We start from the raw sequence: 21982 nt of genomic DNA on the forward strand, positions 1-21982 counted from the left end.
AAAAATTATGTAGGAGAGATAAAATGGTGACCCCAACGAGATTCGAACTCGTATGGCCAGAATGAAAATCTGGAATCCTAACCATTAGATGATGGGGCCGTTATGAAAAGATAAAGAACAGGTAAACCTGAGCCGAAATTATAGGGAGATATAGCTGAAAAAAAGCTAAATCAAGATATTTTTCCCACAAAAGTGGGAAGAGGGGAGTTTAGTCGTTGTAAAATGAGCGAAGAGCACGGATAATAACGGCATTTTTAGAGATACTCTCTGCTTTTGCGTTATCGTCAACCAACTCATAAACATCCAACGGCAACGATATAGAGAAGGTCTTGGTTTCGATTTTTTTACGCTTAGAAACAAGGCTTGTGATGTTTTGGAGCATCTCAAGAATTTTTTTCGTGTCAATCGGTTTTTGAATGAAGCTGTTTACACCCACTTCGATTGATTCGGAGATTTTTTGAATATCGTTACTTGCAGAAATAACGATGATGATTTGTGACGGGTTGATCGAACGGATACGGCGAGCAAGCTCGATACCGTCGATTTCCGGCATGATGATATCGACAAAAACGATATCCGGATTTACTTTCTCATACATACGCAGTGCTTCCGCACCGTTGTAGGCTGATGTAACTTCAGCAAAAAAGTTTTTAAAAGTTGAGCTTAAAAGATCATTAGCAACGACTTCGTCTTCAACGACCATTGCCGTCAATTTTTTGGTTTGTTCAGTAAGTTGAACCAAATCTACTTTCGATGACATGAAGGCTCCTTTTTAATTTTGGATTGAATTAGGTAGAAAATATCACTGTGGATAATTGTTGTAATTATAGATAATATTTTTTAGCATTCCCTTAAAAAAACAATTACAGGTTGGATTTTTGCAAAAACCGTTTCTGTGACAATATTTTGATGTTAATACTTTTTAAATTGTTCAAGCCATTCAATATTGGTTTCATTGGTTTTTTCTTGCTGGCGCAGAATAGAATCAATTATATTAAGAAGAGTTTTACGATCAAGAAATTGCAAAAGTGCAGGATCGATATGCGTAGGACTAATACCTTCATATCGGTTAAGAAGGTTTTCAATGTCAATTATGAGTTGTTCTTTTGTTGATTCCATTGTGTAAGTTTAGTGTAACAGAGCTGAAAGAGAAAAAAAGACTACTTAAAATACCAATTGGTTAACATAATATATATTATATTTAAAGTATTTGGATACGGTTTTCTGTATCATACGCATTCCAGTATCGAAGACGATTCGAATACTATTATCAAACCAAAAGTTTCTAGCCGCTATAATTGCGAAAAATATAACCTAAGGACTTTGATTTGAGAAGTCATTTTTGTACCGATTTAAGTGAAGCAAACGTCGGCGATAACGTCGTTCTGTGCGGTTGGGCGAACAGCTACCGCGACCACGGAGGGATTGTTTTTATCGATTTGCGCGATAAAAGCGGCCTAATTCAACTTGTATGCGATCCTGCAGACAATGCCCATGCCCATAAAATGGCCAGTGAAGTGCGTGACGAATTCGTCCTTATTGCTCACGGTCGCGTTCGTAACCGTGGCGAAGGTCTCGTCAATCCGCGTCTTAAAACGGGTGCTATCGAAGTGGTCGTTGAAGAACTGATCATTGAAAACCGCTCTGAGCCTGTCCCTTTCGGTATCGGTGACAACAGTGTCGGAGAAGAGATCCGTCTCAAATACCGCTACCTTGATCTGCGTAATCCATCCATGTACAACACCTTTATGCTCCGTTCCAAAGCGGCCATTGCGGCACGGAATGTACTGGACCGTCTCGGATTTTTGGAAGTTGAAACCCCGATTCTGACTAAATCAACCCCTGAAGGTGCACGTGACTATCTCGTACCAAGCCGTGTACACGAAGGTGAGTTCTACGCCCTCCCCCAATCACCGCAGTTGTTTAAACAACTGTTGATGGTAGGTGGATTTGACCGCTATTTCCAAATCGCAAAATGTTTCCGTGACGAAGATTTGCGTGCAGACCGTCAGCCCGAATTTACTCAAATCGACGTCGAGATGAGTTTCTGTAACCAAGAAGACGTTATCCGTGTCGCTGAAGAGCTGATTACGGGGATGTTCGCTGCAGCGGGACATGAAGTTCACACACCGTTCAACCGCATCAAATACACCGATGCGATGGAGTGGTACGGTTCGGACAAACCGGATCTCCGCTATGACCTGAAAATGGTCGATGTCATCGATATCTTCGCACGCTGCGACAACGAAATTTTTACAGGGATCGCCGCCAACCCTAAAATGAACCGTATCAAAGCGCTCCGGGTTCCGGGTGCCGATTTGGCATTCTCTAAACGTGAGATGAAAAGCTTTGAAGACTATGTCCGCAAATTCGGTGCCAAAGGGCTCGGCTACTTCCAAATGAAAGAAGACGGCCTTAAAGGTCCGTTGGAAAAATTCTTCAGTGCTGAAGATCTCCAGCTTCTTATCGACCGTACCGGTATGGAAGTGGGTGATGTCGTCTTCTTCGGTGCGGGAGACAAAAAAACCGTCTGGGATTATATGGGACGCTTCCGTATTTTCATCGCTGAGCACGAAAAAATGAACCTGATCGACAAAGATCGCTTCGAATTTGTCTGGGTTGTCGATTTCCCGATGTTCGAAATCGAAGAGGGCCGTGTCAAAGCGCTTCACCATCCGTTCACAATGCCGCGTGATTTGAACCATGAACACCTCGAGGATATCGAATCGATCGCGTACGATATCGTACTTAACGGAACGGAACTCGGCGGTGGATCGATCCGTATCCATAAACAAGCGTTGCAAGAGCAAATCTTCACCCTTCTCGGTATCGGTGAAGAGGAAGCTCAAGAGAAATTCGGTTTCCTCCTTGATGCACTCAAATTCGGCGCACCGCCGCATGGCGGATTCGCCATCGGATTTGACCGTTTCATGATGTTACTCTCTAAAAAAGATAGTATTCGTGACGTTATTGCGTTCCCGAAAACCCAAAAAGCCTCTTGTATCATGACCCAAGCACCAAGTCCGGTAGAGTTGACACAACTCCGTGAACTTCATATCCGTCTTCGCGAAAGTGCAAAATAAGCGATGAAAAAACTCTTTCTCATTATTGGAGCTCCCGGATCGGGTAAAACGACCGATGCAGAGATCATTGCGGAACGAAACAATGACGAAATCGTTCACTACTCTACCGGAGATTTACTCCGTGCTGAAGTAGCCAGCGGCAGCGAGCGGGGTCAGTTGATCGACAGCTTTATCAGCAAAGGGCTCATTGTCCCAATTGAAATTGCTATTGAAACGATCACCAGCGCGATCAAATCAGCTCCTGCTGATGTCATTTTGTTTGATGGATACCCTCGTTCATGTGAGCAGATGAATGAATTGAACAAATTTCTAGATAGTGACAGTGATATAGAACTTGTCAGTGTCATCGAAGTCGTAGTGAGCGAAGAGGTCGCACGAGATCGCGTATTAGGACGCTCACGCGGCAGTGATGACAAAGAAGAAGTGTTTAACAATCGGATGAAAGTCTATGCAGAACCTTTAGCGGATATCCAAAGCTTTTATGAATCCAAAAACCTTCTCAAAAAGATCGATGGCGAACGTACTATCGAAGCCATTGTCGATGAGATGGAACTCTATCTCGAATCAAAAATTTAATACAGGATAACATTAAATGAAAATCATTCTTTTAGGCGCTCCGGGTGCCGGAAAAGGGACACAAGCGCAGTTCTTGACCAAAGCATTTGATATCCCGCAAATCTCTACGGGGGATATGCTCCGTGCTGCGATCAAAGCGGGAACGGAACTGGGAACATTGGCAAAATCGTTTATGGATTCGGGCAAACTCGTCACCGATGAGATCATTATCGGTTTGGTTAAAGAACGCATTTTGGAAAATGATTGTAAAAACGGTTTCCTTCTTGATGGATTCCCACGTACCGTTCCGCAAGCTGACGCACTTAAAGAGGCGGGTGTGGCAATCGATGCGGTGATTGAGATCGATGTTGCTGATAGTGTTATCGTTGAGCGTATGTCGGGTCGTCGCGCCCACCTTGCATCAGGACGAACGTATCATGTCGTTTTCAACCCGCCGAAAGTGGAAGGTAAAGATGATGTAACCGGTGAAAATTTGGTTCAACGAGATGATGATAAAGCAGAAGTCGTTCTCGATCGTCTCCGTGTTTATCATGAACAAACCGCTCCACTTGTCAACTACTACCAAGGTGTTGCCGCTTCGGATACGTCGGTTAAATACATCACGATCGACGGAACCCAAAAAATCGATGCCGTCGAAAAAGAAATTCTTGCCAAATTGCAATAGTTTTCCTTCTCCCGCTCTGGGTGAAGAGGGTGTTATAATTCTTCTATGAAAAATCCTCATTTTTATGCCGTTATCATCGGTTCTGAAATCCTTAATGGGCGTCGGGAAGACAAACATTTTCTTTTTATACGTGATGCGCTGATGCGTCGGGGTTACACCCTCTTCTCCTCTTTCATCATCAAAGACGATCCTATTCTCATCCATAATACGTTTAACATGATTAAAAACGATCTACAAGGCGTCATGTTCAGCTTCGGAGGAATTGGCTCCACCCCCGATGATCTGACACGCCAGATTTCCGCTGACGTTTTCAGTGACGGCGCATTAATTCCTCATGAACAATTTACCCGCGATATTATCGAACGATTTGGGGATGCCGCGTATCCGCATCGTATACATATGGCAGAACTGCCCAAAAATGCGGGACTGCTCCATAATATCATCAACAATATGTCCGGTTTTACTCTTGAAGATCGCTATTTTTTTATGCCGGGATTTCCGGAAATGTCTCATCCGATGGTTGAAGAAGCCTTGAACCATTTCTACCCAAAAGCTCCCCTCCTCTATCGTCAGACCCTAATAGCACAAACGAGTGAAAACACCCTTATCGAGGTGATGGAGAAGATGGATCAAAATGTCGATTTCTCATCATTGCCGATGATCAATGGAGGATATCCCATCGTCGAAATTTCGGTTGCCTCGGAAGATTATGAATTGTGTAGCAGAAATTTTCAGCTCTTTATTCATGCTTTGGAAGAAAAAGGGATTGATTATGATATCATCCAAAATAACGAATTATAAACATTTGCTATAATCTGCCGATTTACTCTTATCTAAGTGAGGAGGGTTAAATGAGTTATTTGCTTATTACGCTAAGCATCAGTGTGGTGATATATGGGATATACCGTTATACCTTTTTAAAGAATCCGAAAAAAAAGCTCCCCCGGAAGCCCCATTTTACACTCAAAATAGAACCTGAATAACAGATTATACGTAATGCCGATCGTAGAGTTTATTTTGCTCCGTTGGTGAGCTAAATTCCCCTTTTAGTGCCTCTAAACGTTCCAATCTCTGTGCTGTTGTCGGATGGGTTCGGAAAAGATTTGAAAATGCAAAGTTTTTGCCGTCAAACGGACTAATGATAAACATATGGGCATTCTCTGGAGTTGAGCCCTGCACTTCCCCTCTCCCGTTATAATTTGTAAGCTTTATAAGGGCGTTTTGAAGCCACTCAGGATGCCCGGTTAGCCGTGCTGCACCCTCATCGGCCATAAACTCACGTGAGCGGCTGATTGTCATTTGAATGATGCTTGCGGCAATAGGGAGTAAAATTGCCATGGCAATCATTAAGATCGGATTGCCGCCACGATTATCACGACTGCCGAACATGGCACCAAACTGCATCATATTCGCGACAAAAGCGACTGCTCCTGCGATTGTTGCCGCAACCGTTGCGACCAGTATGTCGCGATGTCTGACATGAGAGAGTTCATGTGCCATAACCCCCTCAATTTCATCTTCGCTGAGTAATTCAAGCAGTCCCGTTGTAATCGCAACCGCAGCATGCTCAGGATTGCGTCCTGTTGCAAATGCATTGGGGATATGATCATGGATAATGTAGACTTTGGGCATCGGCAGGTTGGCCCGTTCTACCAGCCGTTCGACAACACGGTAAAGCATCGGTGATTCTCTGGGGTCTACTTCAATCGCATGATAATGTTTTAAAATCATCGTGTCCGAAAAATAATAGGCGTAAAAATTCATCCCGCCGGCTATAAGCAAAGCGATAATCATACCCCCTAGCCCTCCCAAATATCCGCCGATAAAAACGAGTAAAACGCTCAAAGAGCCTAACAATAGAAAAGTTTTAATCTGTTCCATTCTTACCCCCTTCTAAAAGAGCTAAAATTGATTTTTTATGCATTTTACGGGCAAAATCGATAGCGCTGAGTCCATAAGCATCCCGAGATTGAATATTAACCCCCATGTCAAGCAGCTTTTTGATCACGTCGACACGACCGTAACAAACCGCCCCCATCAGCGGGGTAAATCCGCTGCGACGCGTTGCACGATTGACATCAAATCCATCATTGATGAGTTTTTCAATTAAAGGGAGGTTGTTGTAGGTGACCGCTACATCAAATACACTAACCCCCTCATCATCAACATGATGAATATCGGCACCGTTTTCGATGAGTAAATCGAGTATCTCACTGTCGCAGTGATAGCGCAAAGCAAAACAAATGACCGACTCGCCATTCTCTTCTACCTCATTGGGATTGCCACCGTGTTTGAGATATTTCTTTACACCAAGATAGTCATTCGATTTTAATAAAGTAATCCATTCTTCCATAATCGTCCCACCAATAATATGCGATAGTATAACACGCAAGATTCAACTGAAGTCTAGACTCTTGTGGTAAAATTCCATATTAATTTTACAACAAGAGAGCAAATATGGAAATTCTAGAAACCGAATCAGCATTCAAGGCATGTGTTCAAGAGATTCAAAATACTGCAGGATATAAAAACCCCCTTGCATTCGGTATTTGCCGTGTTGATTTCGGCCAGCTTGATGGTTCAAAAATCCTTCAAGCAACGTATCCCCATATCAACTGGAATGAAAACTTCGGCAGTGCGGCTATCTTTATCAAAAGCGCACAAGAGCAAGGATTTGAGATTGATTTCAACGCTGATGAAGTAATCATACCTGTAACGCTCAAATTTTTGGAGGGGTGCTTAAATGCATTTACCCCCTATTCGGATGAAGCGTTCGGCGATGCGCACAAAAATATTCAGGTGATTTCGGCCCTCTATAACCAAATCAAAGAGCGCGGCATGCGCGAGGGCGAATTCCGTCTGGTAATTCTTTTCAACGATGTTGCCTGTACCAGCGTCGAGGGGACTTATCTCAAACTCTACGCTCTCTCTACCTCGAAAGCGGCTCTTCGCTCACTCAACCTTAACGGTGCATTCGGCGCATTACACAACGTCGCATGGTCGGACGGTCAACCGATCGAGCTCGAATGGCTCCGTGAAAACGAAATCGAACTCAAATTTGCCAACGAATATCCGAAAATCGATTTCGTCGATAAATTCCCTCGCTATCTCCAGCACATCATCCCTGCAAATAACACCCGTGTATTGGACGATTCCAAAGTCCGTTTCGGTGCGCAGCTCCATGCAGGTACGACCATCATGCCGGGTGCGAGTTATGTGAACTTTAATGCCGGAACCACAGGTGTGAGCATGGTAGAGGGGCGTATTTCGAGTTCTGCGGTTGTCGGGGACGGTTCAGACGTCGGCGGCGGGGCTTCGATCCTCGGTGTACTCAGCGGAACCGACGGTATCCCGGTGACTATCGGGAAAAACACCCTTTTAGGTGCCAACTCGGTTACCGGTATCGCATTGGGGGATGGATGTATCGTCGATGCGGGGATCGCCGTATTGGCAGGAACCAAATTCGCAGTGAGTGCTGAAGAACTTGCTAAGATCCAAGAAGCCAACCCGAGCGCAGCACTCAGCGGGACAAGTTTTAAAGGTAAAGATTTGGTCGGATTGAACGGTATTCACTACCGTCAAGACTCCACCACGGGTCAATTGCTCATCCGCCGCTCAACACGCGAAGTCAAACTTAACGCCGATTTGCATTAATCCGATATTCCTATCACCGCTTAAGGTGATGGAATTTATACTATTGCCATTCTAAATAAAGGAGTTTTGATGATAAGTTCAAACGTATCTTCTCTTCTTTCGAATCAAACCTATATGAATAACAGTGCTTATAATGTTGCTAATGTCAATACAGATCGGTTTACCCCCTACAATACAACGATCAGTGAAACCGAAAATGGGGGAACGAAAGCGAATACAACCCGAGCTGTTTCTAACGGAAGTGAGAAATCGCAAACTAATCTGTCCAAAGAGATAACGGATCAAATATCGATTGAAAAAGTAGCCGCTTCGAATCTTCAAGCGATTCGAACCCAAGATGAAATGCTGGGCTCACTGTTGGATATTCGAGGCTAAAAGCCTCAAAGAGATTTTTTCTTAGGGGTGTTTTTAGCGCTTCGAGTCAGCGTAAGCGGGGTATTTGTAAAAATATTCATACTCTCTATGCGTGAGAGCAACTTCATAGAGGGATCAAAATCTTCTAAATCAGAACCAAGTTCCAAGGTACTGATAACCGCTTTACCGACGATATGACGCCCTCCTTTGTTTCCCTGCTTATCGAGTGTGCGTATACCCCAGATATTATGCATTACCATTACATTTTCTTGATAGGTACCGATATAAAGTAAAACATGCCCTTTGAGATAAATAATGGTCTCAAAAGGGACCCCTTTCGTTTTGATTTGGTAGAGTTTTTCATTATCGCTCAGCCCTGCAAATGATATGACCTCTCCGGTACGTGATTGCGAAGCGGAGTTGCGGGGAAGCCAAATGCCAAAAGGGGTCATCATATCCCTTATCATCGATGAACAATCCCGTTCACCGTACATTCCGCCCCATCCGTAACTGTTTTTCATCATTTGTGAGCCGATAGTGATTAAATTCCCTTTGTTCAGCTTACTGATACCAAGATGCGCTGATCTATTCGAGAGAGTGAGAATTTTAGAAGAAATGTTGCTGTCAATGGCTCTGACATAATAGTTTTCACCTTCACTGCGCTCTAAGGGCAATACCATCCCCACACGTGAATAGGCAACAAATCGATTGCTGCTGTCACGCATCGCAACATTATCTTCAACCACAAAAATCTTTTCCGATTTTTGGATACTTTTAACCGTTGCATCATCAAGAGGAGTCACTCCATCCGAATTGACCCATCCAGAGGCGTTGTTGGTAAAAATATAGCTCCATGCACCGTCTTTTGAAGTATGCGAGATAAAAATGGGTTCATTATAATTTACACTGCTGTTTTGGAGAAGATCAAACGGATATCCGTCTCCCGGGCGATCGGGATTTTTATAAAGCGGCTTATCGGTAGGGAATGCGCGAATATTCATCCACTTTAAGGTGATTGCTTTTTGGTTGAGGGTTCCATAGGCTTCAAAATTACTTTGTTCTTTCATCTCTTCAAACCATGCAGGAGGAACAGGCTTGAGATTGCTTCCATACCCTCCTTTGAAAGCACAAAGAGGCCATGAAACATCTTGGACTTTTTGAGGGGGGATCGTGTAGTTCCACGGAGCGTAATAACGTGTTTCAAAATTGTTTTGTACTTCTAATAAACTTTCCCGATCAACACCATTTTGGTTTACATAGGGATTTATGGATTGTTCAAAGCGCTCCAAATCATTGACTAATGGACCGAATTCCGGTAATTTTATCTCCATGTCCTGAGGAAGTTTGCAGTAAAAAGGGTCGTTCAAACCGCTTTGATTACGATCCGCTTCCAGTATAGGAGTGAGTGGTTTTGACGGCGCTGCGGTAGTCAGAGGGGTATGGCTGCTGCACCCTCCCAGTAATAATAATCCACTCATCCATACGGTTGTTTTCATGCTCTTTCCAATATTATTCTACTCCGCCAAAGCGTCCGACAACTCTCCCGATGATTTCAACTTCATCTTGACGTGCGACATAAGTAGGATAGTCTTTATTATCTGAAATGATATCGAGTTTACCATCAATCCGTACTTGTAAGCGCTTGATAAACAGCCCGTGTTCCGTACGAATGGTGAAAATTCCACCTCGGCTCAAATCGGTTTTGGAACGGTTCACAAATACAATATCATTGTAACTAAAAGAGGGTTCCATGGAATCGCCGGAAACATTGATCGCTTCGATATGGCGTAACTCTTTGTCGCCTCCGAGCGAGACGACAAAGTTTTCTTCCAACATCAAAGGTTCATAAGAGAGCTCATCATTTTCCGCCCCTCCCCCCGCAGAGGCGTTTACCGACGAGAAATAACGGACCATATAAAAGCGGTTCGTCGGTTCTATCAAACTCTCGGGAGATTGATTATACAAGAGCCAATTAATGGCAATGGAACGCTTGGCACAAAAATCAAGGAGTTCGTTAAACGGGATTTTATTACGCTTTTTCATCGTCGCAAAATTCATTTGCGAAATATCCAATAATTCTGCCACATCTTTATCAAATACTTTTTTTTCGGGAAATTCGGAAGAGACAATGTCTTTGATCGTCTCAACAATATCACTGAATGTTTTCATATTGAAATCCTTTTGAGCTATCGATAATGTATTGTATGGATTATGACATAAAAACAATAGATATATTGCAATATGACATATTTATAGGATTGTTTTTAAAAATACTCTACGATTTGCCTAATATCACTCAAGGAGTTGACAATGGCAAAGGTAATTCGCAAAGCAAATGGCTGGATGGATCGATTTGAAACGACAATGGGGATTTGGGCAGAGAAAATTTTTTAGTTTGACGATTCTTTGTCTTGATCTTCTTTTTCCATTTTATCCAATCGGGAAAGATGATATCCCCGGAAGATGTAAACTATGAAGAGAACAAAAAGAACGATAACCAGAGTATCAACTATTTCGAGCATTACATATCCTCTTTATAGGTATCAAAGTTTTGTTTGATTGCTTCGTATAGAATAATTCCGGTGCTAATAGCAAGATTGAGACTGCGTCCCTCTTTCGTCATGGGTATGGTCATTTGTTTATCAGGGTATTGTTCCAAAACAGTGGCTGGAATACCAGCCGTTTCACTCCCGAAAAAAAGATAATCTCCCGGTTGAAAAGCCATAGTAAAATACGGTTTGTCGGTTTTCGTCGTTGCAAAATAGTATTTTTGACTTTCGGGATGTGAGTTGAAAAAATCATCGATATTTTCCCACACGTGTAAATCTATTTTATGCCAATAATCCAACCCCGCACGACGAACCGCTTTTTCATCGATATCGAAACCGATTGGCTTTATCAAATGAAGTGAAGAGCCTGTATTGACACAGAGTCTCCCGATTGCTCCGGTATTATTAGGAATTTGGGGATTGACTAAAACGATATTGAACATTTAGAAAATGATCGTTTTGTTGGCGTGAACAAAAATACGATCCTCCAATGCTAATTTGAGGGCTTTAGAGAGGACTATTTTTTCAACATCGCGTCCTAAACGCTGCATCTCTTCCCATCCGTAGGCGTGGTTGACATGAATGACATCTTGAGCAATAATAGGCCCTTCATCCAGATGGTTGTTGACAAAATGGGCGGTTGCACCGATAATCTTCACACCTCGTTCATACGCTTGTTTGTAAGGATTGGCTCCGATGAATGCCGGGAGAAATGAGTGATGAATGTTGATAATCTTATCTTCGTATGCTTCGACAAAACGAGGGGTTAAGATACGCATGTATTTGGCTAAAACGATATAGTCGATTTCACCCAGTTGTCCGAGTTGTGCGAGAACACGTTTCTCATGTTCATCCCGGTCGCATCCCTCATGGGAAACCGTATAAAAAGGGATATCAAATTTGGAAACCAGCGGTTCAAGTAAATCATAATTTGATACAACACCGACAATGATACAATCGAGTTCACCCGCTTCATATCGAATTAAAATATCGCCCAAAGCATGAGACTCTTTGGTTGCCATCAATACAACTCTTTTTTTGCGCGGAGCGATCACTTCCAAATGTGCATTTTTCGGCAAAATAGCCGTAAGCTCAGATCGAAGCGCATCCGGAGCGATTTCACCTGCAACAACACTGCGCATAAAAAATTTATTGTGCGCTTTATCTACAAATTCATTATTGGAGATAATATTGAGATTACGATGGAAGAAAATAGAGGAGACTTTATAAACAAGTCCTTTTTCATCTTTGCAATCGATCAAAATTCGGTAGTGTTCGTTCATTCTGTATCCTCTTGATTGAAACGCTTTAGGAGTCTTTGATAGTGTCTAAGCGATGATCGATAGTGGCTAAAAGATATTCAAGAAAGTTGAGCGTTAAATCAACTTTAGCTTCAATTTGGACATTGTTCGGTGATTGAAACCCTTCAAAAAGTACAAGTAGTCTCTCCCGAATCCCCTCTAACATTCTCGCTTCATCATCACGTACTGTATGAATCGTCTCAACGCTCACATGGTCATGTTTAGTCACCTCTTCATGATGAAAAGAGATCTCTTCTTTTATCGATTCGATTTTTTCAGCGGGTTCGGACAGTGTCGATAGTTCTTCAATTTCGGCCAATGTAGATAAAATAACATCTTTTAGTTCCATGCTTTCATCAACCACCTTTCAAATTGAATAAATTCAGCTTCTTCGTCCATTTGGACAAAAAAAGCTTTCATCTCATTATTAACCCCTAAAAATTTTTTCCGCATTCCTGAGAGACGTCGGATAGCAATTTTTGCATCTGCATTGGAAGGGTCTTTTTTTAAAATCTCTTTATAAATTTCAAGAGCATCTTCTTTTAGCCCTTGAAGTTCATAAATATTAGCGAGAGTTAGCGTTTGCATTTGGCCGCATAATTAGCAATAATGGAGCCCATTTCACTTGTAGAGCAAATCTCTTTAGCATCGTATCCTGCAATATCTTTGGTTCGATATCCGTTCGCCAAGGCTTGTTTAATACCGTAATCAATACGGTCCGCTGCTTTATGCTCGTTCAATGCAAATCGAAGCATCATCGAAGCGCTCGCAATCGTTGCAATCGGGTTGGCAATCCCCTGTCCTGCGATATCGGGAGCTGAACCGTGAATCGGTTCGTATACACCGATCTCAGCACCCACAGAGGCTGATGGGAGTAAGCCGATAGAGCCGGAGAGCATGCTTGCTTCGTCACTGAGGATATCTCCGAAGATATTGCCGGTCAAAATAACGTCGAATTGTTTTGGATCACGGATCAACTGCATGGCCGCATTATCGACGTACATGTGGCTGAGTTCGACTTCAGGATACTCTTTGGCTACCTCTTCAACGACTTCGCGCCATAGCTGGCTGACATCCAGTACGTTTGCTTTGTCAACCGAACACACTTTTTTAGAGCGTTCCATCGCGATTTTAAACGCAACATGGGCGATACGGATAACTTCATCACGGGTATAGACCATAGTGTTCCACCCTTTATTCTCGTCACGTCCTTTAGGCTCACCGAAATAGATCCCGCCGATGAGCTCACGGACAACCATTAAATCGACACCTTTGACGATTTCAGGTTTCAGAGAACTGGCATTGACGAGTTCATCGTATACGTTTGCGGGGCGAAGGTTGGCAAATACGCCAAGCTCTTTGCGGAAACGGAGTAATCCGCTCTCAGGGCGTTTTTCACGCGGGAGGTTATCCCACTTCGTTCCGCCGATAGCCCCGAAAAGTACTGCATCACTGGCAAGAGAGATATCAATCGTTTCCTGCGGAAGAGGATCACCGGTAACATCGTAGGCACATCCGCCCATCAGCGCCTCTTGGTAATTAAACTCGATATTCTCGCATGCAGCAACGGCGTCAAGAACTTTAACCGCTTCGTCGATGATCTCAGGACCGATTCCGTCCCCTTTGATAAGGGCAATGTTATAGCTTTTCATCAATTATTTCTCCTGCGCCGCTATTTCGGCATTTGCGTAATTCATCAAACCTCCGGCGCTAAGCAACTCTTGCATAAACGGAGGGATAGGGATAAAGTTATACACTTTGCCGGTTGTTGTATTGGTAATTGTCCCTGCATCCATATCGATACTGACATGCTCACCCTCATGAATTTCCAAACTTTCGGTCAGCTCGAAAATAGGCAATCCCATATTGAAAGCATTACGGTAAAAAATACGGGCAAATGTCGGTGCGATAACGGCAGCGACTCCGGCTGCTTTAAGGGCGATCGGGGCATGTTCACGAGAAGAGCCGCAGCCGAAATTTTCATCGGCAACAATAATGTCACCCGGAACCATTTTAGAAACAAATGTCGGATCAGCATCTTCCATTACATGCTTTGCAAGCTCTTTTGGATCGGAAGTGTTGAGATAACGAGCGGCAATAATGAGGTCGGTATCGATATCTTTACCGAAATTCCAAACTTTCCCTTCAATCTTTTGCATCAAAAATCCTATAGTACGTAAAATTGAGGGGATTATAGCCAAGAAGAGTTGAAAGAGTTTTAAATCCCCCGCTAAATAAGGGTCAGGTATTTAATCTAATCTATTTATTATTTCCTCGTACGTCAACAATTAAGAAATGCGAACGGCTTCATTCCTGCTGGAGCGGTCCATGCGCCACAGCAATAAGGCACTCAGACCGCACATAACGACAGCAGCCGTCATGGGATATGCCGTGCCGTTCTGAGTGGCAGCCACGAGTCCGCTTACGATAAACGCGCAGCCAAACTGTACAACTCCGATCAATGCCGAGCCGCTTCCCGCATCCTCTCCGCTTCGAGCCATCGCGATAGCAGTGGAATTTGCCCCGATAAAACCGATCGATGCGATGACAAACCAAAGAGGGATGACAAACGCGATCAGGCTATCGCTTTCGGACAGTACAAACAAACTCACCCCAGCCGTAACATTTAAAACCAATGCCGCGCCGAGGAGAGTATGCACATTCCAGCGCTTGAGCCCTGCCCGATTAGCCTGCGCGGCAATAATCAGGCCGACAGCGATCAAGCCGAACAGCCAACCGTATGCTTGCTCACCGACATCGTAGATGCGGATAAAAACAAACGGCGAGCCGGTAATAAATGCAAACATGCACCCTTGTGCAAATCCTCCCACCAGTACGGGAACAATGAAACCGCGTCGACGAAGCAAGCGTCCATAATCGGCAAACGTCGTTGCCAGCCCTTCTTGCTTTCTCTTCGGAGCAGGAAGACTTTCGGGCAGATAGCGCCAGACAAGGACACCGCACACCACCCCAAACGCCAGCATAAAAACAAAAATCATCTGCCAGATCGTCACGGACAGAATCAATCCTCCCAGTACCGGGGCAGCGATTGGCGCCGCCATCATCACCATCATCAGCACGGAAAGAGCCTGGGCACTTTCTTGTTCGTCGAATAAATCATTCACGATTGCCCGGCCCACGATCATACCCGAACAGGCTCCGAGGGCTTGCACAAAACGAAGTATCGTAAATTCGGTGATGTCATCGGTAAATAAGCATAAAACCGTGCTAAAAACATACAATGCGATACCAAAAAGAAGCGGGCCACGTCTTCCGAAACGGTCAATCAAAGGTCCGTAAAAAGCCTGCCCCAGTGCAAGGCCGAGAAAAAATACCGAAAGCGTCACCTGAATACTGCCGTCTTCAACAGCAAACGATTCCGCCAGTAAATGAAATGCGGGAAGATACAGATCGGTGGCAAGCGGAGGGAGGGTAGCAACCATCCCGAGAATAATAACCGGAAGCATCGGGTATCCTGCGGATACCCCTGAGCCTGTTTCTTGTGCGTTCATTGAGTCAGTACGGTCGGATACAGCGTCTTCCAGAAATCGCATTTACTTGTTTCGCTGGAATTGAAATATCCCAGATTGCCCGGCTCGAAATTCATTACCCGCTCGTCATTGTCAAAAGTCCACCATTCCGGCGCACCTGACGCAGCGGGTTTTCCGGTCTTGGCAAAGCTCGTAAAGTAGGCTATCATCTGGTCCGCCAGTTTTTGCGACGGGGGAGCCAGATCGGGACCCGAGAGCTTCGTGGTATTGTCATAATGGGGAAACATGTAAGGAAGTTCTGATGAATGCACCGCACCCATTTCAAAACCGGGGTTTTTTGTAACCGGCGGAGCATTGCGGTCGGAAAAAATAAACTGGTAGACAGGAACCGATTTTCTGAGCAGTTTGGAACTTTCAAGATAAATACAATGATTGATACCGACATCGGGACGGAAATCAGACCAAACCGATCCAAGAGCCGAAGCAGCCGAAGAGTACCCGCTCGCCGGGTACTCTTTTGCGATACTGCCGCTCTTCTCTTGATAAGTCGTCTTCAACATCTCCTCATAGTTGCTGTCGGTGATCGGCTGTCCCCCCTGAATCGCATAGGCAACATAGAGCCGGAGTTCGTCGCTGGTGCCGCCGTACATTACCGGCACCTTGACAAATTTGCCCGCAGAAATCGCTTCCGAACCCGGCAGCGGAACCGTCTTGGTACCGATAACCGGCATATACGTCAGTATGTTCGAACCGGCGACCTGACTCGACGCATCCAGCAGATCTTTGACCGGCTTCTTGCGCAGGCAGGACAGTGTATCCTTATCGTTGCTGCAGCCTACCAGATCGGCCACTTTTTCCCCCGTCTTTTTCCCCTCTTCAAGGCTCGGCAGCGGAGTCACGCAGCCCGCACTCTGGATAATGGCTTTGCGAAACAGTCCGGAAGTCTCTTCGGGGGCGAGGATGTGCATGCAGACGCTTGCCCCTCCTGCTGATTCCCCGGCAATCGTCACGTTCTCCGGATCCCCGCCGAACGCGGCAATATTTTTTTGTACCCAACGCAAGGCGGCACGCTGGTCCTCAAGGCCGTAACCGCCGTTATGATCCGCTTCAAACGACGGGTGGGCCGTAAAACCGAAAACTCCGAGACGGTAGTTCATCGATACGACAACGACATCGCCCGATTTAGCCATATAGTCCAGCGGATAGAGGGCGCTTGAACCCCCGACGAACGCACCGCCGTGCAGCCAGACGATCACGGCACGCTTGCGCTTGAGATCGGCCTCTCCCGAATACGGGACGGTGACATTGATGTGGAGGCAATCCTCGTTTTCACTCGATTCGGGAATGCCGTAACGTTCCGCCTGCGGACAGGCACTTTTATATTCCGTCGCATCCAAAACTCCACGCCAGGCCAAAGACACTTTAGGGATATCCCACCGCAATTCCCCTACCGGAGGCTGCGCATAAGGGATACCTTTGAATTCCCGTACGCCATCACGAATCACGCCCCGCACGACACCTTTGTCCGTCATGACAACTGCGGGATCGTACGCCGTGTCAGTGGCGAAGATACTCTGAATACTTCCGAAGAGGATTAAAGCGCTGCCCACGCCACGAAACCGGGTGATACGATTGTTTTTGCTCATGTTTTTATGCTTCCTTTTTTTCTTCTTATCAGGGGTGCAAGGGATATCTTTGATTAAGGAAACAATGATGACCTTGTTCTCTATTTTGATATTTTTAAACAAAAAGAGTATAGCTTATTTTTTAATATAAATAAGGGGTCAGGTATTCAATCTTCATTTTCTAATCCAAATATATAGCATGGATTATACAGATAAAATAATGAATTATGTTAAAAATAGATTGTATGATAGTGTACGAGGGTATTTAAGAAAGTTAAGATGAAGTTGTCCGAAAAGGGCACAATGCCCTATCTATCTTGGGAATCCCAAGGTGATACTATTAACGTTTCAACCCATTGGTGGTTGCCAACATTTCATCACTCGTCGTGATCACTTTAGAGTTGGCATCGTAGGCACGCTGACCTGTAATAAGATCGGTAAGTTCCACAACCAACTGAACGTTCGAGAGCTCTACGAATCCTTGACGGATCGATCCCAATCCGTCGACTCCCGGCGTACCTTCAACAGGTTGTCCTGAACTGTCGGTTTCGACAAAGAGGTTATCTCCCATGGCATGCAAACCGGCCGGATTGATAAAATTCGTGAGTGAAATCTGCCCCACTTGGGTCGCTTGAGCCTGCCCGGATTGGGTAACGCTGACGATACCGTCCGTTCCGATGGTAACATCAATGGCATCTTCGGGAACAACGACTTCAGGAACCAATTTGTAGCCGTCCGAGTTGACAATGGTTCCGTTTTCATCGATCTTAAAAGAGCCGTTACGGGTATAAACTTCCGTCCCGTTGGGAAGTTCAAGTTTGAAAAACCCTTTTCCCGTGATTGCCGTATCAAGAGGATTGTCGGTTTGTTTGAGACTCCCCTCGGTAAAAATTTTATTGATTGCGGTAGGACGCACCCCGAGACCCACCTCAATCCCCGTCGGAGATTTCGTTGTATCGCTGGTAGAGGTTCCGGCATAGGTCATCACTTTGTACATCAAATCGGCAAATTCGGCGCGTGATTTTTTGTACCCCATCGTGTTAACGTTGGCAATGTTATTGGCCGTCGTATCGATCTGCGTTTGCATCGCCATCATTCCGGTCGAACTGGTATAGAGTGATTGCATCATGAGTCAAGTCTCCTTAGGTTTATCGTCTGGTTACGGCGATTTTTTCAATCGCATCACGGTTTAGATCATTCATTTGTGAATCCATCGCTTTTTGGTACATACCGACCAAACGGTTTGCTTCGACGAGAGCGATCATTTCATTGACGGCATTGACGTTGCTTTTTTCAACAAACCCCTGCATAACGCTTCCGCTCTGCGCTAATGGGGTAAGCGGATCGGCTGGATCGGGAATATAGAGGTTATCTCCCTCTTTCTTCAAAGCCCGGATATTTTGGGGCTCAGCGATTAATAGTTTTTTATTCGCCACCATTTGGGTCGATCCCGGAACATTGGTGGATATTTGACCGTTTTTATCGATCGTTACGACACTGTCTTGAGGGGTGAAGGTGATCGCCGTCTTGGTTTGAAAATAATCGGCGGAAAGAACTTCATGCCCTTGTTTGTTGACGAGCTTTCCTTCATCATTGATGGTGAAGGTTCCGTCACGAGTGAGGCGAACTCCCTGCGGTGTGTTGACCGCAAAAAATTGTCCCTCTTTTGAGAGGGCCATATCAAACGTATTATCGGTTCGTTGCATTGCCCCTAAACTCTGATCCGTATAGGCATCCGTGATCTGCGGAACACGGCTCAGTGCACGGTTAAAGTACTGAGCCGCTTCTTCGGTTTGATTTGCAATCGGTAGTTCGCTTTGCGCCGTTTTAAACAAGCGTGCAAAATCACCCGTAATCAATTGATCCCGTTTGTATCCCGTTGTATTGGCATTGGCAAGATTGGAAGCGATCGTGTCCATACGATTAAACTGCGCTACCATTCCCCCTGTTGCCGCATAATATCCGGTCTGCATTTATCATCCTTGTGGAGTATTGAGATGGTAAAAGCAACAAGTGTTCCAGAGTTTGTTTGGCATAGAAATTGAAAGTTAAAAAAGGCGTTTAAGAATAATTTGGGTATAATCCACCTCTTTTAACGTTAAGGGAGTCCTCCTCGCATGAGTGTCAAAGATCTAAATAAACATCTCGAAACCCTATTTACCGAACATAAATCCAAAAATTGTCTCACGTATGAAACAATTGTCGATCCTTTTGACAAGCAACCTACCCTTGCACAAGCAAAAACCATCCTAAAGTTGGCTCAAAAACACAAGATCTGTCTTTTTACCTCTTCTGAACATGCCAAAATGCTCAACCAGCAAGAGGCTGCGGCAAAACGTGCCGCTCAGCTCAAATACATTGAAGAAGCCAGCGGCGATGAGTTTGATATTCTCAAACAGCATGAACTCCTGGAATGGTCACGTTCCGATTCTCCGGTCCGGATGTACCTGCGTGAAATGGGACAAATTCCTCTTCTCACGAAAGAAGAAGAGGTTGAAATTTCGAAACGTATGGAGATGGGAGAAGGAATTATCATCGATGCCATCTGCTCGGTTCCCTATCTGATCGATTTTATCCTCGATTACAAAGATCCGTTAATCAATCGTGAACGCCGTGTAAAAGAGCTTTTCAAAAGTTTTGAAGAAGAGAACGAAGAGGAGAATGATGAGGGTGATGACGAGGTTGATGATGAAGAAACAACCGAGAAAGCCCCGTCTCTCAAAGATAAAAAACGGGTAGAAAAAGTCGTTACCAGCTTTAAAGCACTCGAAAAAGCCAAAAAAGACTGGGTTAAAGCAACCGAAAAGATGTTGGAAGAGTGCTCGATCGACGAGATGGATGCCGATTATGTCTTATTTTTTCTGAATGTCAGTTTCAAGAAAAAAATGCTCAAAGAGGCATTGTTGGATCTTGGGCCAACCTCTAAATTGATCAATGAACTGGTCCGATCGATGGAAACAGCATTGCGAAGCGATGAGGGGTTTGACCGTGAATTGAAGCGTCTTGAATACAAACTTCCTCTCTTTAATGATCAACTGAAAAAAAATCATACGTTGATTTTGAACAAAATTTGCGATCTTACCAAAGAAGAGATTGCGACAAAGGTACCTGAAGCAACCATGGTCAGTACCTATATGGAGATCAAAAAACTCATTCAGACCAAAGAGGCGTCTAAAGGGGGCTTCAATATGGAGCCTGAAAAATTAGCCGATATTTTGGAGCAGATCAAACGGGGTAAAAACATTTCTGAAATGGCCAAAACCCGTATGGCAAAATCGAATCTACGTCTGGTCGTATCCATCGCGAAGCGTTACACCAACCGCGGTCTCCCTTTTCTCGATCTGATCCAGGAAGGGAACATCGGTCTTATGAAAGCGGTCGATAAGTTCGAATACCAAAAAGGGTACAAATTCTCGACCTATGCGACATGGTGGATTCGCCAAGCGATCAGCCGTGCGATTGCTGACCAAGCCAGAACGATCCGTATTCCGATCCATATGATCGAAACGATCAACCGTATCAACAAAATTATGCGTAAACATCTCCAAGAGCACGGAAAAGAGCCGGATGTCGAAACCATCGCGGAAGAAGTCGGATTGTCGGTTGAGAAAGTTAAAAACGTCATCAAAATCACGAAAGAACCGATCTCTCTCGAAGCCCCTATCGGGAATGAAGAAGACGGCCGTTTTGGAGATTTTATCGAAGACAAGATGTCGGTTTCGCCAAGCGATGCTATTCTCAAAGATGACTTGAAAGTGCAAATCGAAAGTGTTCTCGAACAGCTCAATGAACGGGAAAAAGCGGTTATCAAAATGCGCTTCGGTATCATGGATGATGAAAGTGACCGTACTCTTGAAGAGATCGGAAAAGAGCTTAACGTCACCCGTGAACGTGTTCGTCAGATCGAGTCCAGTGCGATCAAAAAACTGAAACACCCAAAAGTGGGTCGTAAATTGAAAAACTACATCGAGGACTGATGACATTTGATCAGCAGTGGATTGAATTTGATTTTAATCCATTTATCCTTTTCAACTCCGGCGGTAAGATCGTATCGCTAAATACTGAGGCACAATACCTACTGGGAGCGGTTGATGCCTCGGCTATTTACAAAATCGCAACGACCTATGCGAGTTCCTCGTTCGGATTTAAAACAACATTTTTAGAGCTTGAATTCGGACGGTTTAAATTTTTCGGGATTACCGTTGGGTATGAAGATGAAGATGAGATCGGTATCCGTCTTTATCAGCTCCCCTCTTTCCAGTTTACGAAACAAAAACCTGACGGACAGTTGGTCAATGTCTATACGTTGATCGATTTGTGTATCAGTTCCAATTCCATCGGAAGCCAAACCAAATATACGAAAGAACTTGACCCCACCATCCCTGAAATTCGACTGCAAACGGAGTGGTTTATAAAGTTATTGAATAAGATTTATGTCTCAATGGTAGGAAATGAAAAAATTGTAACCCGGCTTTTTTTCCGTGTCGGAGAGCATATCAAGTTCGAAGGGGAAAAATATTCCCTCTTTTCGATCGAAGTATCCTCAGAAACGATCAATCGGAAATATCTCTCTGAAATCTCCCATTTAGCGGAAGAGAACAATCTCTTCGTCGATCTTAAAGAACAAAAAATTACGATTAACGTCCCGATGATTGTCAAATAAAAAATGCTTCTTCCCGAGCTAA

Annotated in this window: 25 protein-coding genes and 1 tRNA gene; 8 read left to right on the top strand and 18 right to left on the bottom strand. The window is 44.4% G+C overall.

The window, feature by feature from the left end; all coding sequences use genetic code 11:
- Positions 1-24 precede the first annotated feature (24 nt).
- The 3 genes from WB308_RS09575 to WB308_RS09585 all read right to left on the bottom strand — a co-directional run bounded on the left by WB308_RS09575 (position 25) and on the right by WB308_RS09585 (position 1119).
- Positions 25-99: transfer RNA gene (locus WB308_RS09575), tRNA-Glu, on the bottom strand.
- A gap of 109 nt (positions 100-208) precedes the next feature.
- Positions 209-760, bottom strand: a complete 552-nt coding sequence (locus WB308_RS09580; protein WP_424191025.1) for a response regulator — start codon at positions 758-760, stop codon at positions 209-211.
- Between the two features lie 152 nt (positions 761-912).
- Positions 913-1119: a hypothetical protein gene (locus tag WB308_RS09585; protein WP_424191026.1), complete on the bottom strand. Its 207-nt coding sequence runs from the start codon at positions 1117-1119 to the stop codon at positions 913-915.
- Positions 1120-1328: 209 nt separating this feature from the next.
- Here WB308_RS09585 and aspS point away from each other — a divergent pair, with 209 nt between their 5' ends.
- The 4 genes from aspS to WB308_RS09605 are packed head-to-tail and all read left to right on the top strand — an operon-like array spanning position 1329 to position 5124.
- Positions 1329-3083, top strand: a complete 1755-nt coding sequence (gene aspS / locus WB308_RS09590; protein WP_424191027.1) for an aspartate--tRNA ligase — start codon at positions 1329-1331, stop codon at positions 3081-3083.
- Between the two features lie 3 nt (positions 3084-3086).
- Entirely contained in the window at positions 3087-3659 is a 573-nt protein-coding gene (locus WB308_RS09595; RefSeq protein ID WP_424191028.1) for an adenylate kinase, read from the top strand.
- Between the two features lie 16 nt (positions 3660-3675).
- Complete coding sequence (adk, locus tag WB308_RS09600; RefSeq protein WP_424191029.1) at positions 3676-4323, top strand: adenylate kinase; 648 nt, start codon at positions 3676-3678, stop codon at positions 4321-4323.
- A gap of 45 nt (positions 4324-4368) precedes the next feature.
- The gene (locus WB308_RS09605; protein ID WP_424191030.1) at positions 4369-5124 is read left to right on the top strand and encodes a competence/damage-inducible protein A; all 756 of its coding nucleotides are present in this window, start codon (positions 4369-4371) and stop codon (positions 5122-5124) included.
- A 186-nt stretch (positions 5125-5310) separates the two neighbouring features.
- Here the strand turns inward: WB308_RS09605 and htpX are convergent, their stop codons facing one another.
- Both htpX and WB308_RS09615 read right to left on the bottom strand, forming a co-directional pair.
- Positions 5311-6204 (bottom strand): zinc metalloprotease HtpX, encoded by an 894-nt coding sequence (gene htpX, locus WB308_RS09610; protein WP_424191031.1) that lies wholly within the window; start codon positions 6202-6204, stop codon positions 5311-5313.
- Positions 6191-6676, bottom strand: a complete 486-nt coding sequence (locus tag WB308_RS09615; RefSeq protein WP_424191032.1) for an ankyrin repeat domain-containing protein — start codon at positions 6674-6676, stop codon at positions 6191-6193. The genes htpX and WB308_RS09615 overlap by 14 nt, the downstream gene beginning before the upstream one ends.
- 104 nt (positions 6677-6780) lie before the next feature.
- Here WB308_RS09615 and WB308_RS09620 point away from each other — a divergent pair, with 104 nt between their 5' ends.
- The gene (locus WB308_RS09620) at positions 6781-7977 is read left to right on the top strand and encodes a tetrahydrodipicolinate N-succinyltransferase N-terminal domain-containing protein (protein WP_424191033.1); all 1197 of its coding nucleotides are present in this window, start codon (positions 6781-6783) and stop codon (positions 7975-7977) included.
- Positions 7978-8046: 69 nt separating this feature from the next.
- Positions 8047-8352, top strand: a complete 306-nt coding sequence (locus tag WB308_RS09625; RefSeq protein ID WP_424191034.1) for a hypothetical protein — start codon at positions 8047-8049, stop codon at positions 8350-8352.
- A gap of 5 nt (positions 8353-8357) precedes the next feature.
- Here WB308_RS09625 and WB308_RS09630 read toward each other — a convergent pair whose 3' ends face one another.
- The 13 genes from WB308_RS09630 to WB308_RS09690 form a co-directional block, all read right to left on the bottom strand.
- Positions 8358-9827 carry an SH3 domain-containing protein gene (locus tag WB308_RS09630; protein ID WP_424191035.1) on the bottom strand — a complete coding sequence of 490 codons (1470 nt, stop codon included), beginning with the start codon at positions 9825-9827 and terminating at the stop codon, positions 8358-8360.
- Positions 9828-9840: 13 nt separating this feature from the next.
- Complete coding sequence (locus WB308_RS09635) at positions 9841-10500, bottom strand: S24 family peptidase (RefSeq protein WP_424191036.1); 660 nt, start codon at positions 10498-10500, stop codon at positions 9841-9843.
- A 221-nt stretch (positions 10501-10721) separates the two neighbouring features.
- Entirely contained in the window at positions 10722-10853 is a 132-nt protein-coding gene (locus WB308_RS09640) for a hypothetical protein (RefSeq protein WP_424191037.1), read from the bottom strand.
- Positions 10853-11323 (bottom strand): tRNA (cytidine(34)-2'-O)-methyltransferase, encoded by a 471-nt coding sequence (locus tag WB308_RS09645; protein WP_424191038.1) that lies wholly within the window; start codon positions 11321-11323, stop codon positions 10853-10855. The genes WB308_RS09640 and WB308_RS09645 overlap by 1 nt, the downstream gene beginning before the upstream one ends.
- On the bottom strand, positions 11324-12163 hold the full coding sequence (purU, locus tag WB308_RS09650; protein ID WP_424191039.1) for a formyltetrahydrofolate deformylase: 840 nt from the start codon (positions 12161-12163) through the stop codon (positions 11324-11326).
- Positions 12164-12188: 25 nt separating this feature from the next.
- On the bottom strand, positions 12189-12530 hold the full coding sequence (locus WB308_RS09655; RefSeq protein ID WP_424191040.1) for a CiaD-like domain-containing protein: 342 nt from the start codon (positions 12528-12530) through the stop codon (positions 12189-12191).
- Complete coding sequence (locus WB308_RS09660) at positions 12521-12769, bottom strand: tetratricopeptide repeat protein (RefSeq protein ID WP_298693238.1); 249 nt, start codon at positions 12767-12769, stop codon at positions 12521-12523. Before WB308_RS09660 ends, WB308_RS09655 begins: the two co-directional genes overlap by 10 nt.
- Positions 12757-13833: a 3-isopropylmalate dehydrogenase gene (gene leuB / locus WB308_RS09665; RefSeq protein WP_424191041.1), complete on the bottom strand. Its 1077-nt coding sequence runs from the start codon at positions 13831-13833 to the stop codon at positions 12757-12759. Before leuB ends, WB308_RS09660 begins: the two co-directional genes overlap by 13 nt.
- A gap of 3 nt (positions 13834-13836) precedes the next feature.
- Positions 13837-14340 (bottom strand): 3-isopropylmalate dehydratase small subunit, encoded by a 504-nt coding sequence (locus tag WB308_RS09670; protein WP_424191042.1) that lies wholly within the window; start codon positions 14338-14340, stop codon positions 13837-13839.
- 129 nt (positions 14341-14469) lie between these two features.
- Positions 14470-15693 carry a multidrug effflux MFS transporter gene (locus WB308_RS09675; protein WP_424191043.1) on the bottom strand — a complete coding sequence of 408 codons (1224 nt, stop codon included), beginning with the start codon at positions 15691-15693 and terminating at the stop codon, positions 14470-14472.
- Positions 15690-17420: a carboxylesterase/lipase family protein gene (locus WB308_RS09680; RefSeq protein WP_424191044.1), complete on the bottom strand. Its 1731-nt coding sequence runs from the start codon at positions 17418-17420 to the stop codon at positions 15690-15692. Before WB308_RS09680 ends, WB308_RS09675 begins: the two co-directional genes overlap by 4 nt.
- Positions 17421-17637: 217 nt before the next feature.
- Positions 17638-18426, bottom strand: coding sequence for a flagellar basal-body rod protein FlgG (flgG, locus tag WB308_RS09685; protein WP_424191045.1), 789 nt, complete (start codon positions 18424-18426; stop codon positions 17638-17640).
- Positions 18427-18445: 19 nt separating this feature from the next.
- On the bottom strand, positions 18446-19270 hold the full coding sequence (locus WB308_RS09690) for a flagellar hook-basal body protein (RefSeq protein ID WP_424191046.1): 825 nt from the start codon (positions 19268-19270) through the stop codon (positions 18446-18448).
- Between the two features lie 144 nt (positions 19271-19414).
- On the opposite strand from WB308_RS09690, the gene rpoD reads away from it, so the two are divergent.
- Positions 19415-21274 (top strand): RNA polymerase sigma factor RpoD, encoded by a 1860-nt coding sequence (gene rpoD / locus WB308_RS09695; protein WP_424191047.1) that lies wholly within the window; start codon positions 19415-19417, stop codon positions 21272-21274.
- A complete protein-coding gene (locus WB308_RS09700) occupies positions 21274-21960 on the top strand; it encodes a hypothetical protein (protein ID WP_424191048.1) in 687 nt (228 codons plus the stop codon). Before rpoD ends, WB308_RS09700 begins: the two co-directional genes overlap by 1 nt.
- Positions 21961-21982: the final 22 nt, after the last annotated feature.

The organism is Sulfuricurvum sp. (assembly GCF_049587615.1).
Lineage (GTDB): Bacteria > Campylobacterota > Campylobacteria > Campylobacterales > Sulfurimonadaceae > Sulfuricurvum.